19 protein-coding genes are annotated in these 20,841 nt (G+C 46.3%); 6 read left to right on the top strand and 13 right to left on the bottom strand.

The genetic code is table 11. The features are described 5' to 3' along the window. The first annotated feature begins 61 nt into the window (after window positions 1-61). Complete coding sequence (locus J7I42_RS25915) at window positions 62-3,295, top strand: efflux RND transporter permease subunit (protein WP_209141791.1); 3,234 nt, start codon at window positions 62-64, stop codon at window positions 3,293-3,295. A gap of 60 nt (window positions 3,296-3,355) precedes the next feature. Further along, window positions 3,356-4,516 (top strand): efflux RND transporter periplasmic adaptor subunit, encoded by a 1,161-nt coding sequence (locus tag J7I42_RS25910; protein WP_209141790.1) that lies wholly within the window; start codon window positions 3,356-3,358, stop codon window positions 4,514-4,516. A gap of 145 nt (window positions 4,517-4,661) precedes the next feature. On the opposite strand, the gene J7I42_RS25905 is transcribed toward J7I42_RS25910, so the two are convergent. The 7 genes from J7I42_RS25905 to J7I42_RS35645 all read right to left on the bottom strand — a co-directional run bounded on the left by J7I42_RS25905 (window position 4,662) and on the right by J7I42_RS35645 (window position 10,205). Beyond that, a complete protein-coding gene (locus J7I42_RS25905; RefSeq protein ID WP_209141789.1) occupies window positions 4,662-4,967 on the bottom strand; it encodes a hypothetical protein in 306 nt (101 codons plus the stop codon). Between the two features lie 202 nt (window positions 4,968-5,169). Beyond that, window positions 5,170-5,793 carry an alpha/beta hydrolase gene (locus tag J7I42_RS25900; protein ID WP_209141788.1) on the bottom strand — a complete coding sequence of 208 codons (624 nt, stop codon included), beginning with the start codon at window positions 5,791-5,793 and terminating at the stop codon, window positions 5,170-5,172. Window position 5,794: 1 nt separating this feature from the next. Continuing rightward, the gene (locus tag J7I42_RS25895) at window positions 5,795-6,730 is read right to left on the bottom strand and encodes a ring-cleaving dioxygenase (RefSeq protein ID WP_209141787.1); all 936 of its coding nucleotides are present in this window, start codon (window positions 6,728-6,730) and stop codon (window positions 5,795-5,797) included. A 100-nt stretch (window positions 6,731-6,830) separates the two neighbouring features. Continuing rightward, a complete protein-coding gene (locus J7I42_RS25890; RefSeq protein ID WP_209141786.1) occupies window positions 6,831-7,364 on the bottom strand; it encodes a YceI family protein in 534 nt (177 codons plus the stop codon). 636 nt (window positions 7,365-8,000) lie between these two features. Beyond that, window positions 8,001-8,543 (bottom strand): YceI family protein, encoded by a 543-nt coding sequence (locus J7I42_RS25885; RefSeq protein WP_209141785.1) that lies wholly within the window; start codon window positions 8,541-8,543, stop codon window positions 8,001-8,003. Between the two features lie 84 nt (window positions 8,544-8,627). Beyond that, on the bottom strand, window positions 8,628-9,500 hold the full coding sequence (locus tag J7I42_RS25880; protein ID WP_209141784.1) for an AraC family transcriptional regulator: 873 nt from the start codon (window positions 9,498-9,500) through the stop codon (window positions 8,628-8,630). Window positions 9,501-9,548: 48 nt separating this feature from the next. Next, window positions 9,549-10,205, bottom strand: coding sequence for a metal-dependent transcriptional regulator (locus J7I42_RS35645; protein ID WP_209141783.1), 657 nt, complete (start codon window positions 10,203-10,205; stop codon window positions 9,549-9,551). 122 nt (window positions 10,206-10,327) lie between these two features. Between J7I42_RS35645 and J7I42_RS25870 the strand changes: the two genes are divergently transcribed. The 4 genes from J7I42_RS25870 to J7I42_RS25855 all read left to right on the top strand — a co-directional run bounded on the left by J7I42_RS25870 (window position 10,328) and on the right by J7I42_RS25855 (window position 13,987). Beyond that, a complete protein-coding gene (locus J7I42_RS25870) occupies window positions 10,328-11,527 on the top strand; it encodes a di-heme oxidoredictase family protein (protein WP_209141782.1) in 1,200 nt (399 codons plus the stop codon). A 33-nt stretch (window positions 11,528-11,560) separates the two neighbouring features. After that, complete coding sequence (locus J7I42_RS25865) at window positions 11,561-12,007, top strand: QcrA and Rieske domain-containing protein (RefSeq protein WP_209141781.1); 447 nt, start codon at window positions 11,561-11,563, stop codon at window positions 12,005-12,007. A 97-nt stretch (window positions 12,008-12,104) separates the two neighbouring features. Further along, the gene (locus J7I42_RS25860) at window positions 12,105-13,331 is read left to right on the top strand and encodes a hypothetical protein (protein WP_209141780.1); all 1,227 of its coding nucleotides are present in this window, start codon (window positions 12,105-12,107) and stop codon (window positions 13,329-13,331) included. 89 nt (window positions 13,332-13,420) lie between these two features. Beyond that, window positions 13,421-13,987: a dihydrofolate reductase family protein gene (locus tag J7I42_RS25855; protein WP_209141779.1), complete on the top strand. Its 567-nt coding sequence runs from the start codon at window positions 13,421-13,423 to the stop codon at window positions 13,985-13,987. A gap of 130 nt (window positions 13,988-14,117) precedes the next feature. On the opposite strand, the gene J7I42_RS25850 is transcribed toward J7I42_RS25855, so the two are convergent. The 6 genes from J7I42_RS25850 to J7I42_RS25825 all read right to left on the bottom strand — a co-directional run bounded on the left by J7I42_RS25850 (window position 14,118) and on the right by J7I42_RS25825 (window position 20,671). Continuing rightward, window positions 14,118-15,236 (bottom strand): vWA domain-containing protein, encoded by a 1,119-nt coding sequence (locus J7I42_RS25850; protein ID WP_209141778.1) that lies wholly within the window; start codon window positions 15,234-15,236, stop codon window positions 14,118-14,120. Window positions 15,237-15,273: 37 nt separating this feature from the next. Further along, complete coding sequence (locus tag J7I42_RS25845) at window positions 15,274-16,158, bottom strand: AAA family ATPase (RefSeq protein WP_209141777.1); 885 nt, start codon at window positions 16,156-16,158, stop codon at window positions 15,274-15,276. 49 nt (window positions 16,159-16,207) lie between these two features. Then, entirely contained in the window at window positions 16,208-17,044 is an 837-nt protein-coding gene (locus tag J7I42_RS25840) for an FAD binding domain-containing protein (RefSeq protein ID WP_209141776.1), read from the bottom strand. 173 nt (window positions 17,045-17,217) lie between these two features. Beyond that, window positions 17,218-19,599, bottom strand: a complete 2,382-nt coding sequence (locus tag J7I42_RS25835; RefSeq protein WP_209141775.1) for a xanthine dehydrogenase family protein molybdopterin-binding subunit — start codon at window positions 19,597-19,599, stop codon at window positions 17,218-17,220. A gap of 101 nt (window positions 19,600-19,700) precedes the next feature. Beyond that, window positions 19,701-20,186: a (2Fe-2S)-binding protein gene (locus tag J7I42_RS25830; protein WP_209141774.1), complete on the bottom strand. Its 486-nt coding sequence runs from the start codon at window positions 20,184-20,186 to the stop codon at window positions 19,701-19,703. 35 nt (window positions 20,187-20,221) lie between these two features. Beyond that, entirely contained in the window at window positions 20,222-20,671 is a 450-nt protein-coding gene (locus tag J7I42_RS25825; protein ID WP_209141773.1) for a CoxG family protein, read from the bottom strand. Window positions 20,672-20,841 lie beyond the last annotated feature (170 nt).

Raw genomic sequence — 20,841 nt, 5'->3', positions numbered from 1 at the left:
AACCGTGACACACCTGGAAAGTAAGACAATAGACAAAAGTTAGTATTTCTAAATAGCGAATATGAACCTGATTAGATTAGCATTACGGAAACCTATAACGATACTGGTGTTGGTAGCGGGGTTGTGCTTTTTTGGTGTGAGCGCAGTGCGTAATATCAAAATTGACATCTTCCCATCGCTCGATCTGCCGGTTATTTATATTTCCCACCCATTTGGTGGTTATACCCCTACCCAAATGGAAGCCTTTTTCGGTAAAAACTATGTGAACCTGTTATTGTATGTATCTGGCGTAAAGAGCATTGAAACAAAGAATATTCAGGGTCTAACGTTGATGAAGCTGTCATTTTATCCCGGAACCAACATGGCCCAGGCTGCAGCGGAGGTCAGCGCGTATTGTAACCGTGCGCAGGCGATATTCCCCAACGGCTCCCAACCGCCATTTATCCTGCGGTTCGATGCCTCTACGTTACCAGTGGGCCAGCTGGTATTAAGCAGTCCCAGCCGTAGCAATAACGAGCTGATGGACCTGGCCAACGTATACGTTCGTTCGGCCTTTACTTCTATTCCCGGTCTGGTTTCACCGGCCCCTTTTGGCGGTAACGTTCGTACGGTTGTTATTAAAGCCGATCCCGAGTTGCTGCGTGCGCACAATATGACGCCCGATCAACTGGTGGCGGCCATCCGTATCAACAATCAAACGACGCCTTCAGGTAACGTGCGTATCGGTGATAAGAACTATATAACTCCGACTAATACCCTTATCAAAACCGTAAAGGATTTTGAGAATATCCCTTTATATAAAGGTGGGGTACAGAATGTGTATTTGCGCGATGTGGCCACTGTGGAAGACGGCGCCGATATTACCTCTGGTTATGCATTGGTGAATGGGAAGCGCTCGGTTTATCTGCCCATTACCAAATCGGCCGATGCCAGTACCTGGGAAGTAGTGCAGAACCTGAAAAAGGCCATCCCCAAATTCCAGGCCCAGTTGCCGGAAGATGTAAAGTTGTCGTATGAATTCGACCAATCAGTATATGTTATTAATGCGGTGAAGAGTTTGATCTCGGAAGGTGCCATTGGCGCTATCCTCACCGGTTTAATGGTGTTGTTATTCCTGGGGGATGCCAGAGGCGCGTTGATCGTGATCCTGACCATTCCTACCTCTATTATTTCAGGGGTGTTGTTCCTGTCGTTGTTCCATCAAACGATCAATATCATGACGCTTAGTGGTCTGTCATTGGCTATTGGTATCCTTGTGGATGAATCGACAGTGACGATTGAAAATATACACCAGCACTTTGCGATGGGTAAGTCGAAGGCGACGGCCATCTGGGATGCGTGTAAAGAAATTGCCTTTCCCAAATTGCTGATCCTGTTGTGTATTCTGGCGGTTTTTGCCCCGGCGTTCACTATGGGCGGCATTCCGGGTTCTTTGTTCCTGCCGCTGGCCCTGGCCATCGCATTCTCTATGATCACTTCTTATTTCCTGGCCCAAACATTTGTGCCTATTCTGGCCAACTGGATCATGAAGGCGCATCCCGCCAATCATGCTTCCCAGGAGAAAATGCATGCGGCCATTGCCGGCGATCATGACACCTGGGACCAAAAGAAAGTGCTCTTGGAAAAAGAAGAGAAGGATTTGACCCGGTTTGAAAAATTGCGGAATCGTTTCCTGCGTTTTCTGCAACGCTTATTCACCGTTCGTAAACCGGTTGTTATCGCCTATGTAGTGCTGGTAAGTGGTGCTGCGTTCTTGTTGCTGAATAATATTGGCCGCGACGTATTACCTCGTACCAACTCCGGACAATTCCAGTTGCGGTTACGGGCCCCTGAAGGTACCCGTATAGAACGCACAGAAGGTTATATGTTGAAAGCGCTCGCTAACCTGGATGATCTGGTAGGCAAAAAGAATATTTCCGTTACCTCGGCATATATTGGGCAACACCCGGGTTTGTTCAGTACCAGTCCTATCTATCTGTTTATGCCTGGTCCTAATGAAGCGGTGGTACAGGTTCAATTGAATGAAGACTATGAAGAAGATCTGGATAAGCTGAAGGAAAGGATCAGGGAGAAACTGCAAACTACCATGCCAGATGTGAAATTGTCGTTTGAACCTATTCAATTAACAGATAAGATCCTGAGCCAGGGTTCGCCTACACCAATTGAGGTTCGGCTGGCAGGCAGAAATAAAAAACTGAATGAAGCCTATGCCCAAAAGGTAATTGAAAAATTAAAAGCGATCCCATACCTGCGTGATGTACAGTTGGGTCAGAGCACTAAGTACCCCGCTATCAATATTAATATCGACAGGAACCGGGCGGCGCAACTGGGTGTAGATGTTACTGACATTTCCCGTTCGCTGATCACGTCTACCTCTTCTTCCCGGTATACAGAAAAGAACGTATGGGTAGATGAAAAGTCGAACCTGTCGTATGGCGTAATGGTGTACGTGCCTGAGAATAAAATGACGAGTGTGAACAGCATTGGTGAAATACCCATCCTTAATAACCAGCCACGCCCGGTCCTGAGTGACGTTGCCTCTATAACACCTGATACAACTTACGGCGAAAACGACAACCTGGGGGCTATGCCTGTGTTGACCGTTACTGCCAATATAAATAACAAAGACCTTGGTTCTGCTGCCCGTGATGTACAAAAAGCCCTGCAAACAATGGGTGAATTACCCCGGGGGTTAACGGTTGAACCAATAGGTATGACGAACGTGCTGACCGATACGCTGGAAAGTTTACAAAACGGTTTATTGGTGGCGATTGTGGTGATCTTCCTGATGCTGGCAGCCAACTTCCAATCGTTTAAGGTTTCGTTGGTGATCCTGGCCACTATTCCGGCGGTGATCTTAGGATCGCTGATCATGTTGAAATTGACCGGTTCTACCCTCAACCTGCAATCGTATATGGGTATTATTATGTCGGTGGGTGTGTCAATTGCCAACTCGGTGTTACTTATTACCAATGCCGAACACCTGCGCCTGCATAATGGTAATGCGTGGGAGTCGGCGAAGGAAGCGGCCGCCCTGCGGTTACGCCCTATCCTGATGACCACCATTGCGATGGTAGCGGGTATGATCCCCATGGCTTCCGGTTTGGGTGAAGGTGGTGACCAGGCTTCCCCATTGGGACGTGCGGTAATTGGTGGTTTGATCGCCTCTACATTTGCCGCCCTGTTTATTCTGCCGATGGTATTTGCCTGGATGCAGGGTAAAACAACAACGAAGTCGGTATCATTGGACCCAACCGATCATGATAGTAGATTTTATGAAGCGGATGCCGAATAGGATCATAAACAGTTTTTAGTAAGTAGTAATTTTGTAAGTACATCATAGAAAACAGCGAATATGCAACTGAGAAATTTAATACATAAAGCAAAGGGTCTTACTGCAATAGTTAATACACCTTTGGCCCTGATCGCAGGCGTAGGCCTGTTGGCTTTATTACCAGGCTGTAATTCCTCGAATGGAGAAGAGCCTGCAAAAAATAAAGTGGAGACCCCCGCCGCTGTACCCGCCCTGGAAACAGTGTCCCTGGAAAAGGGTATGCTGTCTACCAATTTGTCACTTCCTGGTGAGCTGGTTGCTTTTCAACAGGTTGACCTGTATGCAAAAGAAAACAGCTTTGTAAAGAAATTGAATGCTGATGTGGGCTCTGAAGTTCGCATTGGCCAGTTACTGGTTACCATGGAAGCGCCTGAACTGACTTCGTTGGAATCGGCTGCCCAATCGAGATTGAAATCGCAGGAAGCAATATATATAGCAAGCAAGGCAAACTACGACCGGTTGCTGGAAACCAGCAAAACACCTGGTACTGTTTCGCAAAACGACCTGGACCAGGCCCTGGCTAAAAAGAACTCCGATCTTGCGCAATGGGATGCGGCAAAAGCGCAATACCGCGAAGTTGCCGACCGAAAAGGCTATCTGGAAATAAGAGCGCCATTTAACGGGGTGATCACAACCCGTAACGCCAATCCCGGCGCCTATGTAGGCCCTTCTGGTAAAGGGTCTGAGTTCCCGTTGTTCACCCTGCAGGAGCAAAAGAAGTTGCGTTTGGTGATCTACGTTCCGGAAGCCTTTACCGGTTACCTCGATCAACAGGATAAAGTGAACTTTACGGTAAATGCCTTCCCCAACGAAAAATTCACCGCCCAGGTAAAAAGGCTCGCTGGCGCACTGGATGCCCGCCTGCGTTCACAACACATTGAAATGGATGTGGCCAATGAGAAAAAGAGGTTATTGCCCGGCATGGTGTCGAGTGTGACCATTCCTTTATCAACCAAAGACAGCTCGTTCATCTTGCCCAAATCGGCTGTTGTTAGCTCGCAGGAAAGAGTGTTTGTGATCAGAGTAGTGAATGGTAAGGCCGAATGGGTGGATGTAAAGAAAGGCCGGGAGAACGATGGCAAAGTGGAAGTATTTGGCAATCTGACCGGCGGCGATACTATTGTAAAAACAGGTAGTGAGGAAGTTAGAGATGGCAGCGCTATAAATGTAAAGAAGTCTTAATAAAGTGTAAGATTGAAACTTTTTAGTTCGTTTATAGTTTTTAGATAGGATTTGTTTTGTAGATTTAGCATTGTGCTGAAGGATAAAAAAAGCAAAAAAGCCTCTCGATGTATCGGGAGGCTTTTGACTTTCAGTGGTTTTTCAACTATCTTATTCTCTCATGTAACTTTTGTAAAAATTCGGTATTCTCATCATCTGCATATGTACCATACCCATTCACTAAGGTTCCCAGGGCTCCGGAGGGCGCTTCAATGGCAAATATTACTGCTTCATCTGCCGGGTCGGAGGGCCCTTCAAACCGGTACACTTCTTTTATCTCAAAATCGTTGTGGCCAAAATGAGTATCCAGTTTATCACTGGTGAGCCGGTTATTGCGGATATTAAAATCGTGTGTATAACCCCGTTTTTTCAAATCGGCCAATGCTTCGGTGATGGTATCGTATGCGTACATAGTAGGTGATTTAATTAATGAAAGGCTGACCTGTAAGAACTTGTCCGCCTTTGGCGGATGCATCATTTGAGCTTGCATTAATAGAGGGTTCAGTTGCACCTGACAGGTCTAGATTATTAAAAATAGTGACCTGTCAGGTTCGATTGATCTTCTTAATTGTTCAATACCCTATGACGAACCTTACAGGTCAGCCACTACAAAGTTAGGATTCTTTAAATATTAAATCATTTACCTGACTGATCTCATCCTGGTTAATGGTATGGCCCATATTCTTATAGATCTTTTGCGTAACCTGGGCATTCATCTCCGTCAAAATTGCCGTAGAAGCAAGTACCCGGTCAACGGGCACATGCGGGTCAGGATCGCTGGTGCCGATAAAGATGGGTGTTCCAGCAAAATCGCCGGTATAATTCTCTTTATAGATCTGGTCGCCAATTAAACCGCCGGTAAAAGCTACTGCACCGCCAAATCTGGAAGCGTGGCGTGCCACATACTCCAGCGTTAAACAGGCGCCTTGAGAAAAGCCAAGGAAATAAATGTTTTCCTTTTTAATTCCCGTGGCCTCTATATCTGCTACTACATCATTTACTACGGCCAGCGCGCCTGATAACCAGGGCTCATTGTCTTTAGGCGCAGCTAGAAAAGAATAGGGATACCAGGTATTATTGGTAGCCTGGGGTGCAAACAGCGCGAAGTCATTAACCGGCAAATGCTGCGCTAATCCCAGAATATCTTCTGCACTGCCGCCCCGCCCATGTAACATAACCAATGCTTTGGTGGCTTCGCCTGTTTGCTTTCCAGCTTTTATTACTTGTTTTGTATGCATATTACTGTACCAGTTTGGGTAATACTTTTTCTATCGTTTCGCGGTCGCTTTCATACTGCACGGGTAATTTCAAATGAGTACCCAATTCATTTACCGGTTCGTCTACTGCAAAACCCGGATTGTCTGTAGCCAGTTCGAACAACACACCACCTGGTTCGCGGAAATATAAAGAGTAAAAATAATTTCGGTCTATTTTCGGTGTTATATTATATCCTTTGCTTGCGATCTTTTCGCGGTATTGCATCAGTAATTGGTCGTTCTTCACGCGAAATGCTACGTGGTGATTGGTACCGCCGGCAACCAGTCCGTGTGGAACTTCAGGTTCTTCCACGAGGTCAACAATGGCGGCGTTCTCAATGGCATCGGTTACAAAGCGATACCTGTTTCCTTCCTGCTTCAGTAATTTATAACCGAAGATATCGGTCAAAATGCTGGCAGTGGGTTTTATATTTCGAAGGGTTAACACAATACTGTGAAATCCTTTAATGGCTGTGTCTTTTTTTATCTCGCTGGTTTCCCAGGGAGTACGGTTGTCTGCGCTGGCTTCCACCAGTTGTATGCGTAAACCATCAGGGTCTTCAAAACGAAGGATCTGTTCGCCAAACTGTTCATCAATTTGACCGAAGCGCACTGCATGTTTTTCAAAATGTTTACCCCAGAAATCGAGACTGCCTGTAGGTACCGCATAACCGATGTCGGTAGCCATACCGGTACCTAAACGGCCAGGGTGTACATGCGTCCAGGGGAAGAAGGTAAGAATGGTACCAGGGGTGCCGTTCTCATTACCATAATAAAAGTGATACGTGTGCGGGTCATCAAAATTCACGGTTTTCTTTACTAATCTTAAACCAAGCACTTTTGTATAAAAATCGAAATTGCGTTGGGCCTCACCGGCTATAGCCGTAATGTGATGGATCCCGAGAATTTTATCTTCCATAATTGTAAGTTCTAATGTGAAAGGCTAAGGTTTATCCGGCTGATTCCGGGTGAAACACCTGCCTTTCGACAGGGGAGGTGTTTCACCCAGGCCATGAACATTAAGCTTGTTTTACCAATTGTATCTCAGCATTGAAGCGAATATCATCACCTACTACTACATTACCTGCTTCAGTTACTGCACTCCAAGTTAAACCAAATTCTTTTCTGCTTATTTTACCATTAACAGTAAAACCAGCTTTTGTTTGTCCGTAAGGGTCAACTACCACGCCACCAGACTCAACTGTTAATACTACCGGTTTGGTGATACCTTTGATGGTTAAGTCACCGGTCAGTTTACCTTCTTCGCCATTCAGCTCCAGTTTGCTGCTTTTGAAAGCGATCTGGTTGTGATTGCCAACGCTGAAAAAATCGTCAGATTTCAGGTGGCCATCTCTTTGCTCGTTGTTGGTATCGATAGAGGATACATCAATTGTAGTTTCAACGGAATTCACTTTGCTGAAATTGTCGCCTTCAGTGCTGGCGGTTACATTAAAGGTGTTGAAACGTCCGCTAACGGTACTGATCATAAGGTGTTTTACTTTAAAAGTAATTTCACTGTGCATCGGATCGAGGGTCCATTTAACTTGTGCCATTTGTTTGTATTTTTTTGGTTGTTGTTATTATCATTTATTGACTCCACAAATTTCGCTCGGAAATAGGTGGTAGAGAATAGTGATATAATGGAATCTGTTGTACATTTTATGGGGAGTGTAAGAATGCGGTGATATATAATGGGTTAGTAGCTGCAATTTAGGAGCCATAGGGGGAGTTGATCGGGAAGTTGATAGAGTTGATAAGGGTGATAAGGGAGTGGGTAAGAGGTTGGCCAGTTGATCAGTTAACCAGTTGATCAGGAATACAAGTTGATAGAGTTGACGGAGTTGAAAGAGTTGACAGGGGGATAGGGGCGGTAGGAAGTAAGAGGTAAGAAGTAGGAAGTTGACGTTTAGCAAGACCCTGAGCGTCCTGAGCGGAGTCGAAGGATCGAAGGTGGGGCCGTGAGACCGAGCGTAGTCGAGGGCTCAGGTTAAGTAGGAAGAGTGAGCGTTCGAGCCGTAGGCGAGAAAGTGAGTGGTCAGTGGTGAGTTATGAGCGATTTCGCGACATTGCAACAATCCGAAAAATCGGAAACCGTTTGCCTTCTGCCTTCTGCCGTCTGCCGTTTGCCTGAAGCGAGTATAGCTATTAGTCGGAAATTGCCCATTGCCCATTGCCCTCTGCCTTCTGCCTTAACTAAGTTTTAACAGCTGCAGATCGCAGTGAACTTTTACTTCATCGCTTAGTAATAAACCATTCTTGTCGAACAGCTGGTTCCAGGTAATATTAAAATCTTTACGGTTTAGTACGGTGTCCATATCAAATCCAGCCTTGGTATTACCCATGGGGTCGGCGCACATACCCAAAAAATTGGCGGTAAAGGAGAATGGATGTTCTACACCTTTAACCGTTAATATGCCGGTTACTGCTATATTCTTTTCCTGCATGCTAACAGTGGTTGATCTGAACTGGATCATCGGGTACTGTTTTGCATCAAAGAAATCGGGTGAACGCAGGTGGTTGTCCCGCTCATCATTACCGGTAGTCAATGCATTTACATATATGGTGAGATTGATCTCGCTATTGCAAAAACCATCCTGGCCGCTCACCACAGTTCCTTCAAACTCTCTGAACCAGCCTGATACAGTACTGATCAACAGGTATTTGGCATCGAACCGGATGGTTGAGTGTATGGGGTCGATGGCCCAGGTTGCTTGTTTTACGCTTGTGCTCATAATTTCAAATGTCAAAATAACAGAATATCAGTGCATCAGGCAATTGATGATCGCAGGATAATGTTGTATATTTTATGGGTTGGATCATTCTTTTTGGTTCTTGTTCCGGAAATCAGTAAAGTTTTCGCCGGACGCGTTTTTGAAAAATTTACTAAAGTGGGCGGTATCGTCAAATCCCAGCTGGTAGGCAATTTCTTTCATGGTAACCCTGGAATACACGGCCTGCCTTTTGGCTTCCAGGATAATCCGTTGTTGAATATGATGACTGGCGGGGGAACCGGTTATTTTCTTTACCACTTCGTTCAGATGGTTGGGGGTAACGGCCAGTTCTTCAGCATAATCGGTAACCATCTTTTTGGTAGTGTACTGCTTTTCTACCAGCGCAAAGAATTGTTTTACCAGGTCAATGCTTTTTGAGTGTGCTTCATTTTCTTTTGGCCGTTCGTATTGCCGGGTTAGGTAGATCAGGAAGATCTTCAGGAAACCGCGCAGGATTTCGGCCCGCAAAAGGAAGAAGTTATTGAACTCCTTCAGCATCTTGTTAACGGCGTCCTGCATTTCTTCACCCATATCCCAACTTACTTTTATTACTGGTGAGTTGGAAAATGTATAGAACAAGCCGGTATTGAACAGCAGGTCATAATTCTCTTCGCCGCCGCCCAGGAACTCGGCCATAAAAGAGATCACATAACCTTCTATGGGGCCGGTTGCTTTAAGATCATGCACCTGTCCGGGTGTAATACAGTAAACAGTATTATCTTCCAGTTCATATTGCTCCAGGTCGATCAAATGCGTGCCTGTGCCTTTTTTTACCCAAATGATCGCAAAATAATTATGCCGGTGCGGACCTTCGTTTTGCTGGAACCGGTTTTGCGCTATCCATTCTGTGGTGTGTATCTCAAAAGGTACATTCACCGCCGATTTGTTGAGTTCCAGTATAGGATTGCTTAAGGACATGGTATAACTTAAAGAGCACCAATAATAAATCTTTTTTGTGGTATTATTTTATTCGCTGATCAATAAACTGTTGGCCACTTTAAAACTTACCACCACCGATTTTTTTCCCTTCAACAACAGGGTGTAATTCTTGTCAAATTCTTCCACTTCTTTCACTTTTATAGTATCACCCAGGGAAAGGCCAATCTTGTCGAGGTAATTCAAAAAGGCTGAGGAGTGATCGGTAACGCCCGTGAACTTACCCTGACTGCCAGGCGTCAAAGATGCCAGTAATACCGATTTGCTGATAGCGAAGATGCCTTTGGCATCGGGGATGGGATCGCCATGTGGATCGGTTTTTGGGAAATCAAGATAGGCGTCCAGTTTGTCTATCAGGTCCTGGCTATGAATATGCTCCAGCTGCTCGGCAATTTCATGTACCTCATCCCAGCGGAATCCCAGTTTATCAACCAGGAATACTTCCCATAACCGGTGCTTGCGAATGATGCCAATGGCTGCCAGCCTGCCTTTTTCCGTGAGTTTAAACCCTTTTGATTTTTGATAAGCCACCAGCTTTTTGGTGCTCATTTTCTTAAGCATATCGGTAACGGAAGCCATGTGAATGCCCAATACCTGTGCCAGGGCGGAGGTGGCTACCATTTCACCGTTGGCTTCCTGCAACTTATAGATGGCTTTCAGATAGTTTTCTTCTGCAGATGAATGCACGTGCGCGTTATTTTTTGGGCAAATTAGGGAAAGATGGACAAAAGCTATAATATTAGGCTCGCCTAATTTTTCTTGTTTTGTTGATCTAATTATTTATTTTTGGACAACTTTAATCTCTGTTTATGAAAAAGCAATGGCTGGTGATGGGTGCGCTCATTACTGTTATTTTGGTGGCAATTGCCTGTGAGAAGATCTTGCCGGGAGCACCTGCACATGACTCCATTCTGGATGGCCCCATTGAAGGATTGACTGGCGAACAACATCAGTTGTTCCTGCGGGGCGATGTGGCGTTCAATGACGATGTGTTTACTGCAGCCAATGGGTTAGGGCCGCTGTTCGTTTCCACCAGTTGTGGCAGTTGCCATGCCGGGGATGGCAAGGGACATCCTTTCACTACATTAACGCGGTTTGGACAAACCGATAGTACTGGAAATAAATTCATGCAATTGGGTGGCCCGCAATTACAAAATCGGGCGCTTCCTTCTTTTATGCCGGAACAGATACCCCTGGGCGCTACTTTTTCAAAATTCACACCGCCGGCGAATACTGGTTTGGGCTTTCTGGATGCGGTGACTGATCATACGATCCTTTCTTTAGCTGATGAACACGATGCCGACGGCGATGGAATATCGGGGCGTGTAAATTGGATAACGCTGCCTGTGTATATCACCCATCGTCCCGGCACCGTGGAGCGTAATAACAAATACATTGGTCGGTTTGGTAAAAAGGCTGCCGTTTACGACCTGATGCAACAAACCGCCAATGCTTACAACCAGGATATGGGCATTGTTTCAACTTACGAACCTTATGATTCGTATACCCACCAGGACCTCGATCCTGAGGTAACGAACCAGAAAGTGCTGGACCTTGTATTTTATTTAAGAACACTGAAAGCGCCGATCCAGCGAAATGAGAATGATGCCGATGTGATCAGCGGGAAGCAGTTGTTCACGAGCATCGGTTGTGCCAAATGCCATATCCCCGAATTAAAGACAGGCGATTGCTCCATTGCAGCACTGGCCAATAAAACATTTCACCCATATACCGATCTGTTGTTACATGATATGGGCCCTGGTTTGAATGATGGGTATACGGAAGGTTCGGCGTTGACTGAAGAATGGCGAACGCCACCCTTGTGGGGATTGGGCCTCTCGAAAAACTCGCAGGGTGGACAATACTACTTACTGCATGATGGGCGGGCTTCAACCATTGAAGATGCCATCAAAGGCCATGGGGGCGAAGGAAAGGCCAGCAATGAGCTTTTTCAAAAATTATCAGCCGCCGATCAGGTTTTGCTGATCAAATTCCTTGAATCACTATAATTCCGGAAAGATTAAGAAATTTAATTCACGCTAATGAACCGCAGAGAATTTCTTGTAAATAGTTGCTCCGCCTGTTTGGGCGCAACCGCTGTATCAGGTTTATTGTCGTCCTGTTCCTCCACCCGCTATACCAGTGGCACCATAGGTCAGGATGGCATTACCGTAAGCGCCGATGAATTTAAGATGAATAAGAAAGGCAAAACTGGTTACCGGCCATTCATCATTGTACGAAACGACAGCCTGAAATATCCAATCTATGTCTATCGCTTTGGCGAAACCGAATACAGCGCCGTTTGGATGCAATGCACCCACCAGGGCGCTGAATTACAGGCCTCCGGTGATCAGCTGCAATGTTCGGCACATGGGAGTGAGTTCAACAATAAAGGAAAGGTTACCAACGGCCCCGCCGATAAAGACCTGCGCAGTTTCCCCGTTATGGTAAACAACAATGAATTATTTATCGATCTGAGAAAAGTATGAAACGTCCATGATAAAATTTTCATTATCTGTATAAAGCAATGAAAATTTTATCATGGTAAGTTCCATCTGGCCCCCCCTAAAAAATAATAAATATCAGATGAAACAGTATTACTTATTAACAATGTTGCTTTGTTCATCTGCAGCCTTGTTGGCACAGATAGACCCGGTGCTGCTGCGTCAAACCGAAAAAGATACAAGTGGCCTAAAGATGAATATGGACGCCATCTACAATCGCCCGTTCTTACAATTGGGTAAACTGCCTGTGGCGCTGGGCGGTTATGTAGAAGCCAATTATCAGTACCTGAAAGAAAATGGCATCAGTGAAGGGCATCAGTTCCAGATGCGGCGGTTGACGCTCTTCGTTTCTTCTTCTATTGCCAAACGCATAAAATTCTTAAGTGAAATAGAATTTGAAGATGGCACAAAGGAGATCAACATAGAGTTTGCCTCTGTTGATTTTGAGCTGTCGCCCCTGTTGAATTTTCGTGGCGGGGTTGTGATGAATCCGATTGGCGCATTCAACCAAAATCACGATGGCCCTAAATGGGAGTTTATCGACCGGCCCATTTCGGCCACCCAAATGCTGCCAGCAACCTGGAGCAATGTTGGCTTTGGCATATTTGGGAAAAAGTATGTGAAGGACTGGGTATATGCCTATGAAGCCTATTTCACCAATGGGTTCGACGACAAGATCATCAACAATGAGGAGGGTAAAACCTTTCTGCCCGCCTCCAAAGAAAATGCCGACCGGTTTGAAGAAAGTTTTAATGGCAGTCCACTGTTTACCGGTAAGATAGCGGTTAAGAACCGGAAGGTAGGGGAGTTGGGGCTTTCGTATATGGGCGGTATTTATAATAAGTACCAGGAAGATGGATTAACGCTCGATAAAAAAAGACCGGTGAATGTGTTTGCCATTGATTTTAATACCACCCTGCCTAAATCAAATACCTACATCAATGGCGAATGGGCCTGGGTGCATGTGGATGTACCGGAAACATATACCGAACAATACGGCCGTAACCAACAGGGCGGATTTGTTGATATTGTGCAGCCCGTGCTCAAACAGCCTATGATGGGTTTTGAAAAGGCCGTTCTGAATGTGGCGCTGCGACTGGAGTATGTAGATTGGAACAAAGGCACTTTTAAATCGACCGCTGGCAAAATTTCGGATGAGGTGTTTGCCTTTGTACCAGCTATCAGCTGGCGGCCGACCCCACAAACGGTGATCAGATTGAATTACCGCCATAATACACAACATGATATTTTAGGTAATCCGCCTTCCAAAATTGCGGGTTTTCAGTTCGGGTTCTCTACCTATTTTTAATTGACGGAGTTGCCCCTGTATATTGTCGCATTTCACCCCCGGTAAAACCAGTTTTCAGGCGTAGGTTTGTTCTCTCAAAAAATACCTATATGCGACGACTGGTTTTATTCATGCACGTAAGCCTTGATGGTTTTGTTACCGATCCCAACGGGGGTATGGGTTTTATAAAAGTAGATGAAGAGATCTTTGACTATGTCGGCGATCGAACAAATCTTGCTGATATGGCTTTGTATGGCCGCGTTACTTACGAAATGATGGATGCCTACTGGCCAACGGCTCCTGATAAACCTAATGCTACCAAACACGAAAAAGAACATGGCGCCTGGTACAACAAGGTGGATAAAGTGGTGTTGTCAAAAACCATGAAAGGACAGCAGCGACCCAATACCATCATCATCAGTGAGGATGTGGAGCACCGGATAAAGTCATTGAAACAGCAGGCCGGTTCAGAGATCCTTATCTTCGGAAGCCCCTCTGCAGCCCATTCCTTAATGCAATATGGATTGATCGATGAGTTCTGGTTGTTTGTGAACCCCGTGTTGGTGGGCGGTGGCACTCCTTTGTTCAACAACACCCAATTGCCTGCAGAGTTGAAACTGGTGAAAAGTAAGTCGTTTTCTAATGGAGTGGTTTGTCTGGGTTACGAGAAAGCGTAAGATCGTTGAATTGCCGTATGCTAATAACGAGCTTGAGTGTTTATAAGAAAACGAAATAAGAGGTAGGAGGTACGAAGTAGGAAGGGGCTGATTTTCTTACCTCTTACTTCCTACTTCTTATTTCAGCAGCTTAGATCCATTTCGCAAGTCTTCTCAAACTAGCAATATTATAAACCGGGGCAAACACATCTATAAAGGGCATGGCCGCCTTCATTCCGGCAACTTCCGGTTTATAGGCACCATAGCCGGCGAGCGGGTTTAGCCAGATCACCTTTTTGGCCTTGGTGTGTATCTGGTGCATGCTTTCTTTCAGGAGGTCAATATTGCCCGTGTCCCAGCCATCACTTAGTATAATTACAATAGTTTTGGGGTCGATCAATTTGTTGCCATAGCCGGTAATAAACGCATTCAGGGATTCTCCGATGCGGGTGCCACTGTTCCAGCCTTCGTTTCCGGTACTGAGTAATTCCAGTGCTTCCTGGAAATATTTTTGTTTCAGCATGGGTGTTATTCGTTGCAGTGTGGTACTGAAGATAAACGTTTCCATCCGGGCGTATACCTGTTGAAAAGCGTATAAGAACTGCAACAGAAAGCTCGAGTACAATTCCATCGATTTGCTTACATCGCACAGCATTAATAGTTTTACGCGGTTACGTTTGGGGCGGCGATGTATGATGTCGATCAACTCACCTCCCCGGCGCAGGTTCTTTCGTAAGGTTTGCCGCAGATCGGGCAGATCGACCCTGTTCGATAGTTCGTACCGTCGGTTGGCTTTGGCGGCCAGCCGTCGCGATAAACTGCGGATGGCTTTCATTAGCTCGGCTACTTCATGGTCGGGTATGGCGGAAAAGTCTTTTTGTGTTAATGATTCCCTGATGCTGTAACTGGCGGTTTCTTCTGTTTCTTTTTTGGGATTGCCTTTTAACCAGGCACTGAGCTGTGCAAATTGCGCTTCGGGGGTGGGCGGCTTTTTCTTTTTTGCTGCTTCTTTATGCTTGGTATCCAACAAACGATCGAGTTGTTTCCAGTACTGGCGGAAGAGATTGTCAAAGTCATCGAGGTTGGCTTTGCTACGGCAGATGATCATTTTCAGCAAAAGAAAGAACGACTCCTGGCTGATGTAATCAAATTGTTCCAGCGATCTCAGAATAAGGGTTTCTTCCTCTATACCAACGGTAAACCCATGTTGCCGAAGGTAGCGGCTAAACATAATAATGTTCTGGGAAAGTGACGTTAAACGCGTTTTCATCTTTAATGAAATAAAGACATTTCTTACATCTTGCTTCCTACTTCGGGCTCTTATGATCTGTTAATTCCACTTTTGGGTTGATGCCTGTTTTTTCAAGTAGCTCACTCAATGAGAGCTGCACTTGTCTTGTATCCTGCCATTCTTTTAACACCACACCCAGCGTTTGTTCAATGATGGTTTTATCGAGGTGATCAATGTGCAACGCCGATAAGGCCATGGCCCAGTCCAGCGTTTCAGCAAGGCCTGGTGTTTTCTCCAGTTTCATTTTTCGCAGTTCCTGCATAAACCGGGTGATCTGTTCACTAAGCTTTGCATCGATGGCCGGGACTTTATTTTTTACGATCAGCCATTCTTTTTCAAAATCAGGATAGTCGATATACAGGTACAAACAGCGGCGCCGCAGGGCTTCACTTAATTCGCGGGTCCTATTACCAGTAAGTATTACCTGTGGTATATGGGTAGCTTTTATAGTGCCTATTTCCGGGATGGTGATCTGCCAGTCGCTCAGTACTTCCAATAAAAAACTTTCAAACTCTTCGTCGCTGCGGTCAACTTCATCAATTAATAGAACAGGTTGTTGCGTATGGGTGATAGCCTGTAACAAAGGGCGTTTCATCAGAAAGGGTTCGCTGAAGATAGTCCGTTCTTTTTCATCAATGGTGTGGGTATCGTGTTCTGTCATTTTTAGGTGCAACAGTTGCCGCTGGTAATTCCATTCGTACAGGGCATGCGTGGCATCGAGCCCTTCATAACATTGCAGGCGAATAAGATCGGTTTGCAAAGCATTGGCCATTACTTTGGCGATCTCTGTTTTGCCCACGCCTGCCGGACCTTCAATTAACAAAGGCTTGTTCAACTGCAACGAGAGGAACACTGACATGGCCACGGATCTGTCAGTGATATACCCTTGTTGAAGAAGCATGGATTGTATATCGTGTAGTTGGAGCGTCAAACTATACCTTAGATCTCTTTTAGCTTTTCACTGCCATCAGGGCTTTTTTCAAATACACCTTCGATAAATGCCTCCGGTAGGGCTCCGATGCATAATGATCACTCATTACGTCTACATTTTGTAAAGCAGCCAGCATGGCTGCTTCTACAGACGCATCATCGATTGCCTTTCCGCTTATTGCCTGTTCAGCGCCAGTATCACGAAATGCATGGTCCCCCACACCCGTAAAGGCGATATTTGTTCGGCCATCAGGAAAGCGCATAACGGCACAAGCGGCCAGCGCAAACCGCGAAGCAGGTTGGGCAAATTTTTGATAGGTACTTTTGGTGCCATCAGGTGGAATGGCAATGCGAACGGCTGTGATAAGCTCATTCGGTTCCAGCACGGTTGCAAACAGTCCGGTAAAGAATTCAGTGGCTTTTATGTTGCGTCTTCCTTTGACTCCCTGCATCTCAATGGTGGCGTCGGCTGCCAGCACCATGGCCGGCCAGTCTGCAGCCGGATCGGCATGCGCCAGACTGCCTCCAATGGTCCCCCAATTACGGACCTGCATATCGCCAATCGTGGCAGCACCTTCTGTGAAGAAGGGCAGGTGTGTTCTGATAAGGTTATGATACATGATATCTGCATGGGTAGCGCCGGCGCCGATCACAATCTCCCCATCTTCTTCTTTTATATCTTTTAAAGCGGTAATACCGCCAATATCAATCAGTTTACCCGGCCGGCTTAACCGCAGCTTCATGGCAGGTATCAGGCTATGGCCACCGGCCAGTATTTTGAGATCGTCGCCCGATAAAGCGGCAATGGCTTCTTCTACTGTTTTTACTTTTTCATAGTCAAATGCAACTGGGATCATAATGCTTATTAATTAAGGTTTTTGTAAATCGTGAATCGTGAATCGGCAGACGTGAAAAGGCAATGGGAAATAGGCAATGGTGAATCGTGAAATCCCGACAAGTCGGGACAGGCTGTCAAACGGGAACGTGATTCCTTATCAACTCTATCGACCCTATCAACCTGATCAAATGGTCAACTGATCAACTCATTCATCGCCCTCCACACGCGCTCTGAGGTAAGCGGCATACGAATATCCTTTACCTTATGACCACCGCTCCACAGGGCATCTATCACGGCATTGACAATAGCAGGTGCGCTGCCAATGGTACCAGCCTCGCCGGCGCCTTTCACGCCTAATGGATTGTGAGGACAGGGTGTTACCTGACTGGCAGTCTCAAACATCGGCAGGTCATCGGCCCTTGGCATGCAGTAATCCATATACGAACCATTGGTGAGTTGTCCGTTCTCGTCGTATTCGGCGCCTTCAAACAGTGCCTGGCCAATACCCTGTACCACACCACCATGGATCTGTCCCTCTACGATCATGGGATTGATCACATTGCCCACATCGTCTACCGCCACAAAGCGTTTTAACGATACCTTGCCGGTTTCTTTATCAACTTCCACTACGGCAATATGACAGCCAAATGGATACGTGAAATTGGCGGGATCATAAAAGCTGCTGAAGTCAAGACCCGGTTCCAGGTCTTTGGGATACACATGCGGCACATAGGCGGTGAGCGCTATTTCCCCAAACCCGATTGATCTATCAGTGCCTTTCACGGTGAACTTGCCCGATGCGAATTCAATATCATCAGCACTGGCTTCGAGTTTATGGGCGGCTATCTTCTTTCCCTTTTCAATGATCTTTTCGATGCTTTTCATGATCGCGCTGCCGCCAACTGCCAGGCTGCGTGATCCATAAGTACCCATTCCAAAAGCTACGCTGTCGCTGTCGCCATGCACCACTTCCACGTCTGTAAGATTAATGCCTAACTTATCGGCCACTATCTGGGCAAAAGTGGTTTCATGGCCCTGGCCATGCGAATGTGAGCCGGTGTATACGCTAACCTTGCCGGTAGGTTGTACGCGAACCTGGCCCACTTCAAACAAACCGGCCCGGCAACCGAGTGAGCCTACAACAGCCGATGGCGCAATGCCACAGGCTTCAATATACGTAGAGAAGCCAATGCCCACCAGTTTACCATTGTGGGCGGCTTCCTGTTGAGCACGGCGTACTTCGGGATAATTCACCATTTCCAACCCTTTCTTTAAAACACCCTCATAGTTGCCGCTGTCGTATTGCAGCGCTACCTGGGTTTGATAACCGGGTTGTTGTACGCCATCAAATGGTGGAATAAAATTTCTAAAACGCAGGTCGGCCGGGTCAACGTCCATTTCCAGGGCAGCCAGGTCGATCAACCGTTCCAGTAAGTAGGTAGCTTCCGGACGACCGGCGCCGCGGTAGGCATCTACCGGGGTGGTATTAGTGAAAACAGCAGTTACATCAACATTTATTTTAGGGGTGGTATATAGGCCTTGCAGCAGGGTGCCATGTAAATAGGTGGGTATGCAACTGCTGAATGTTGATAAATAAGCACCGAGATTGGCGTAGGTCTTTACTCGCAGCGCCACGATCTTTCCTTCCTCATCAAAACCCATTTCAGCTTTGGTAACATGATCGCGGCCATGTGCGTCGAGCAAGAAACTTTCACTTCTTTCTGATGTCCATTTTACCGGACGGTTTAGTTGCTTGCTACACCAGGTAAGCAAAGCTTCTTCGGTATAATGAAAGATCTTACTGCCAAAACCGCCCCCTACATCAGGGCTCACCACGCGCACTTTATGTTCAGGGATACCCAATACGAAAGCGCACATCAGTAAACGGATCAGGTGGGGGTTTTGTGAACTGGTATACAGGGTATATTTTTCCGAAACCGGATCATATGAACTATTATAGCTGCGTGGCTCAATGGCATTTGGCACCAGGCGTTGGTTCACGAATTCAAGGGTGGTCACATGCGTGGCTTTGTCCATGGCTTCTTTCACCTCTTCCAACGGATTGCCAAGGGCCCAGTCAAAACTTTTATTATTAGGCACGTCGTCATGTACCAGGGCAGCGCCGGGTTGCACGGCTTTATAAGCATCCACCACGCAAGGCAGTTCTTCCAATTCCACTTCTACTGCTTCGGCGGCATCGGTAGCCTGGTCTTTTGATTCAGCGATAACAATGGCAATAGCATCGCCTACATGCCGGGCTTTGTCGGCCACCAGCAGGGGATGTTTGGGTTCCTTCATGGTATCGCCGTTTTTGAAATTCACCTGCCAGCCGCAGGGAACGCCATTTACGTTAGCCAGGTCGGCACCGGTAAAAATGGCTATTACGCCCGGCATGGCCCTGGCCACACTGGTATCAACACGCACGATCCGTGCATGGGCATACTGGCTTCGCACAAACACCGCGTAGGTTTGCTGGGGTAGAATAATGTCGTCGGTATAATTTCCATGGCCAGTAGTGAACCGTTTATCTTCAACCCGTTTTACGGACCGGCCTATTAATCCATTGGTGCTCATATAATGTAATTAGGTTATTGTTAATGTAAATGAATTTGGAGGTTCAGACCTGGCACTTCGTACATCCTACTTCCTACTTCTTACTTCTTATTTCGGCCCATTCAGTGTACCGCTTCGCTCATCTTCATCTTCTCCGCAGCGTACTGAACTGATTTTACAATATTCTGATACCCCGTACAGCGACAGAAGTTTCCTTCCAATGCATGGCGAATAGACTCTTCCGTTGGTTGTGGATTGTGTTGCAGCAGGTCTGCAGCCATCATGATCATCCCTGGCGTACAAAAACCACATTGCAGTCCATGGCATTCATTAAACCCTTCCTGCAGCGGATGCAATTCGCCGTTGTGCGACAATCCTTCAATGGTGGTTATTTCGCAACCATCGGCCTGAACAGCCAGCAGCGTACAGCATTTGGTTGCTTTGCCATTTACATGTATAGTGCAGGCGCCACAACTGCTGGTATCGCAGCCCACATGGGTGCCTGTTAGCCGCAATACATCGCGTAAGTAGTTGACCAGTAGTAGCCGGGGTTCAACCATATGACTGTATTGCAAACCGTTTACAGTAACATTGATCCTGGTACTCATGTAGTTTGTTGGTTTAGTATTTGAACAATATATTTTTAAGCGGTCGTGTTGTTGAGTTCCTTTTCCAGGTTTGCAAAAAATTGTTTGCTGAGCGTGTTAGATACCCCACCCATGACCCGTTGCCCCAGCGAAGCCAGCATGCCGCTCAATTTTACATCACCTTCAAAGGCGATCTCTGTATCATTAGTGCCTACGGGTAGTAGGTTGATCTTAATGGCGGCATTGGCATTGCCTATTTTACTGTTTTGTTGACCTTTTAGTGTAAAGCTGCTTGGCTCCTGCAGATCATCCAGCTGCAGGTTGCCGGTAAAGGAGCCATTGACGGGACCCAACTTTATGTCGAGCGTTGATTTATAAGTATGATCACCGGTTTCTTCAAGATGGGAAATGCCGGGCACTACCCGGGCAAGGGTATCTTTGTTCATCAGGGTCGCCCAAACTTTGGGTGGCGCTGCATGTAACACATGTTTCCCTGCTAGTTGCATATGGCAATGTATTTAAGTTCGCAGGGAACGGAATAATAAGGTCAGCTTGTGATAATGGCAATCGTTAATTTTCCTCTATTAAGTTAGAGAAAAAAAATGAAGGAAAGAAAAAATAAGCTGGGGGAGGGTAGGAGGTAGGAGGTAAGAGATAAGAGATTGGAGGTTGACCA

Source organism: Niastella soli (genome assembly GCF_017742245.1).
Taxonomy (GTDB): domain Bacteria; phylum Bacteroidota; class Bacteroidia; order Chitinophagales; family Chitinophagaceae; genus Niastella; species Niastella soli.
The sequence above is the reverse complement of the archived record's forward strand: the minus strand, read 5'-3'. Positions and strand labels throughout refer to the sequence as shown.

What these genes read in the sequence shown, in the direction of transcription:
- J7I42_RS25915 (WP_209141791.1), top strand. Translation starts at nt 62, where the DNA reads ATGAACCTGATTAGATTAGCATTACGGAAACCTATAACGATACTGGTG.
- J7I42_RS25910 (WP_209141790.1), top strand. Translation starts at nt 3,356, where the DNA reads ATGCAACTGAGAAATTTAATACATAAAGCAAAGGGTCTTACTGCAATA.
- J7I42_RS25905 (WP_209141789.1), bottom strand. Translation starts at nt 4,967, where the DNA reads ATGTACGCATACGATACCATCACCGAAGCATTGGCCGATTTGAAAAAA.
- J7I42_RS25900 (WP_209141788.1), bottom strand. Translation starts at nt 5,793, where the DNA reads ATGCATACAAAACAAGTAATAAAAGCTGGAAAGCAAACAGGCGAAGCC.
- J7I42_RS25895 (WP_209141787.1), bottom strand. Translation starts at nt 6,730, where the DNA reads ATGGAAGATAAAATTCTCGGGATCCATCACATTACGGCTATAGCCGGT.
- J7I42_RS25890 (WP_209141786.1), bottom strand. Translation starts at nt 7,364, where the DNA reads ATGGCACAAGTTAAATGGACCCTCGATCCGATGCACAGTGAAATTACT.
- J7I42_RS25885 (WP_209141785.1), bottom strand. Translation starts at nt 8,543, where the DNA reads ATGAGCACAAGCGTAAAACAAGCAACCTGGGCCATCGACCCCATACAC.
- J7I42_RS25880 (WP_209141784.1), bottom strand. Translation starts at nt 9,500, where the DNA reads ATGTCCTTAAGCAATCCTATACTGGAACTCAACAAATCGGCGGTGAAT.
- J7I42_RS25870 (WP_209141782.1), top strand. Translation starts at nt 10,328, where the DNA reads ATGAAAAAGCAATGGCTGGTGATGGGTGCGCTCATTACTGTTATTTTG.
- J7I42_RS25865 (WP_209141781.1), top strand. Translation starts at nt 11,561, where the DNA reads ATGAACCGCAGAGAATTTCTTGTAAATAGTTGCTCCGCCTGTTTGGGC.
- J7I42_RS25860 (WP_209141780.1), top strand. Translation starts at nt 12,105, where the DNA reads ATGAAACAGTATTACTTATTAACAATGTTGCTTTGTTCATCTGCAGCC.
- J7I42_RS25855 (WP_209141779.1), top strand. Translation starts at nt 13,421, where the DNA reads ATGCGACGACTGGTTTTATTCATGCACGTAAGCCTTGATGGTTTTGTT.
- J7I42_RS25850 (WP_209141778.1), bottom strand. Translation starts at nt 15,236, where the DNA reads ATGAAAACGCGTTTAACGTCACTTTCCCAGAACATTATTATGTTTAGC.
- J7I42_RS25845 (WP_209141777.1), bottom strand. Translation starts at nt 16,158, where the DNA reads ATGCTTCTTCAACAAGGGTATATCACTGACAGATCCGTGGCCATGTCA.
- J7I42_RS25840 (WP_209141776.1), bottom strand. Translation starts at nt 17,044, where the DNA reads ATGATCCCAGTTGCATTTGACTATGAAAAAGTAAAAACAGTAGAAGAA.
- J7I42_RS25835 (WP_209141775.1), bottom strand. Translation starts at nt 19,599, where the DNA reads ATGAGCACCAATGGATTAATAGGCCGGTCCGTAAAACGGGTTGAAGAT.
- J7I42_RS25830 (WP_209141774.1), bottom strand. Translation starts at nt 20,186, where the DNA reads ATGAGTACCAGGATCAATGTTACTGTAAACGGTTTGCAATACAGTCAT.
- J7I42_RS25825 (WP_209141773.1), bottom strand. Translation starts at nt 20,671, where the DNA reads ATGCAACTAGCAGGGAAACATGTGTTACATGCAGCGCCACCCAAAGTT.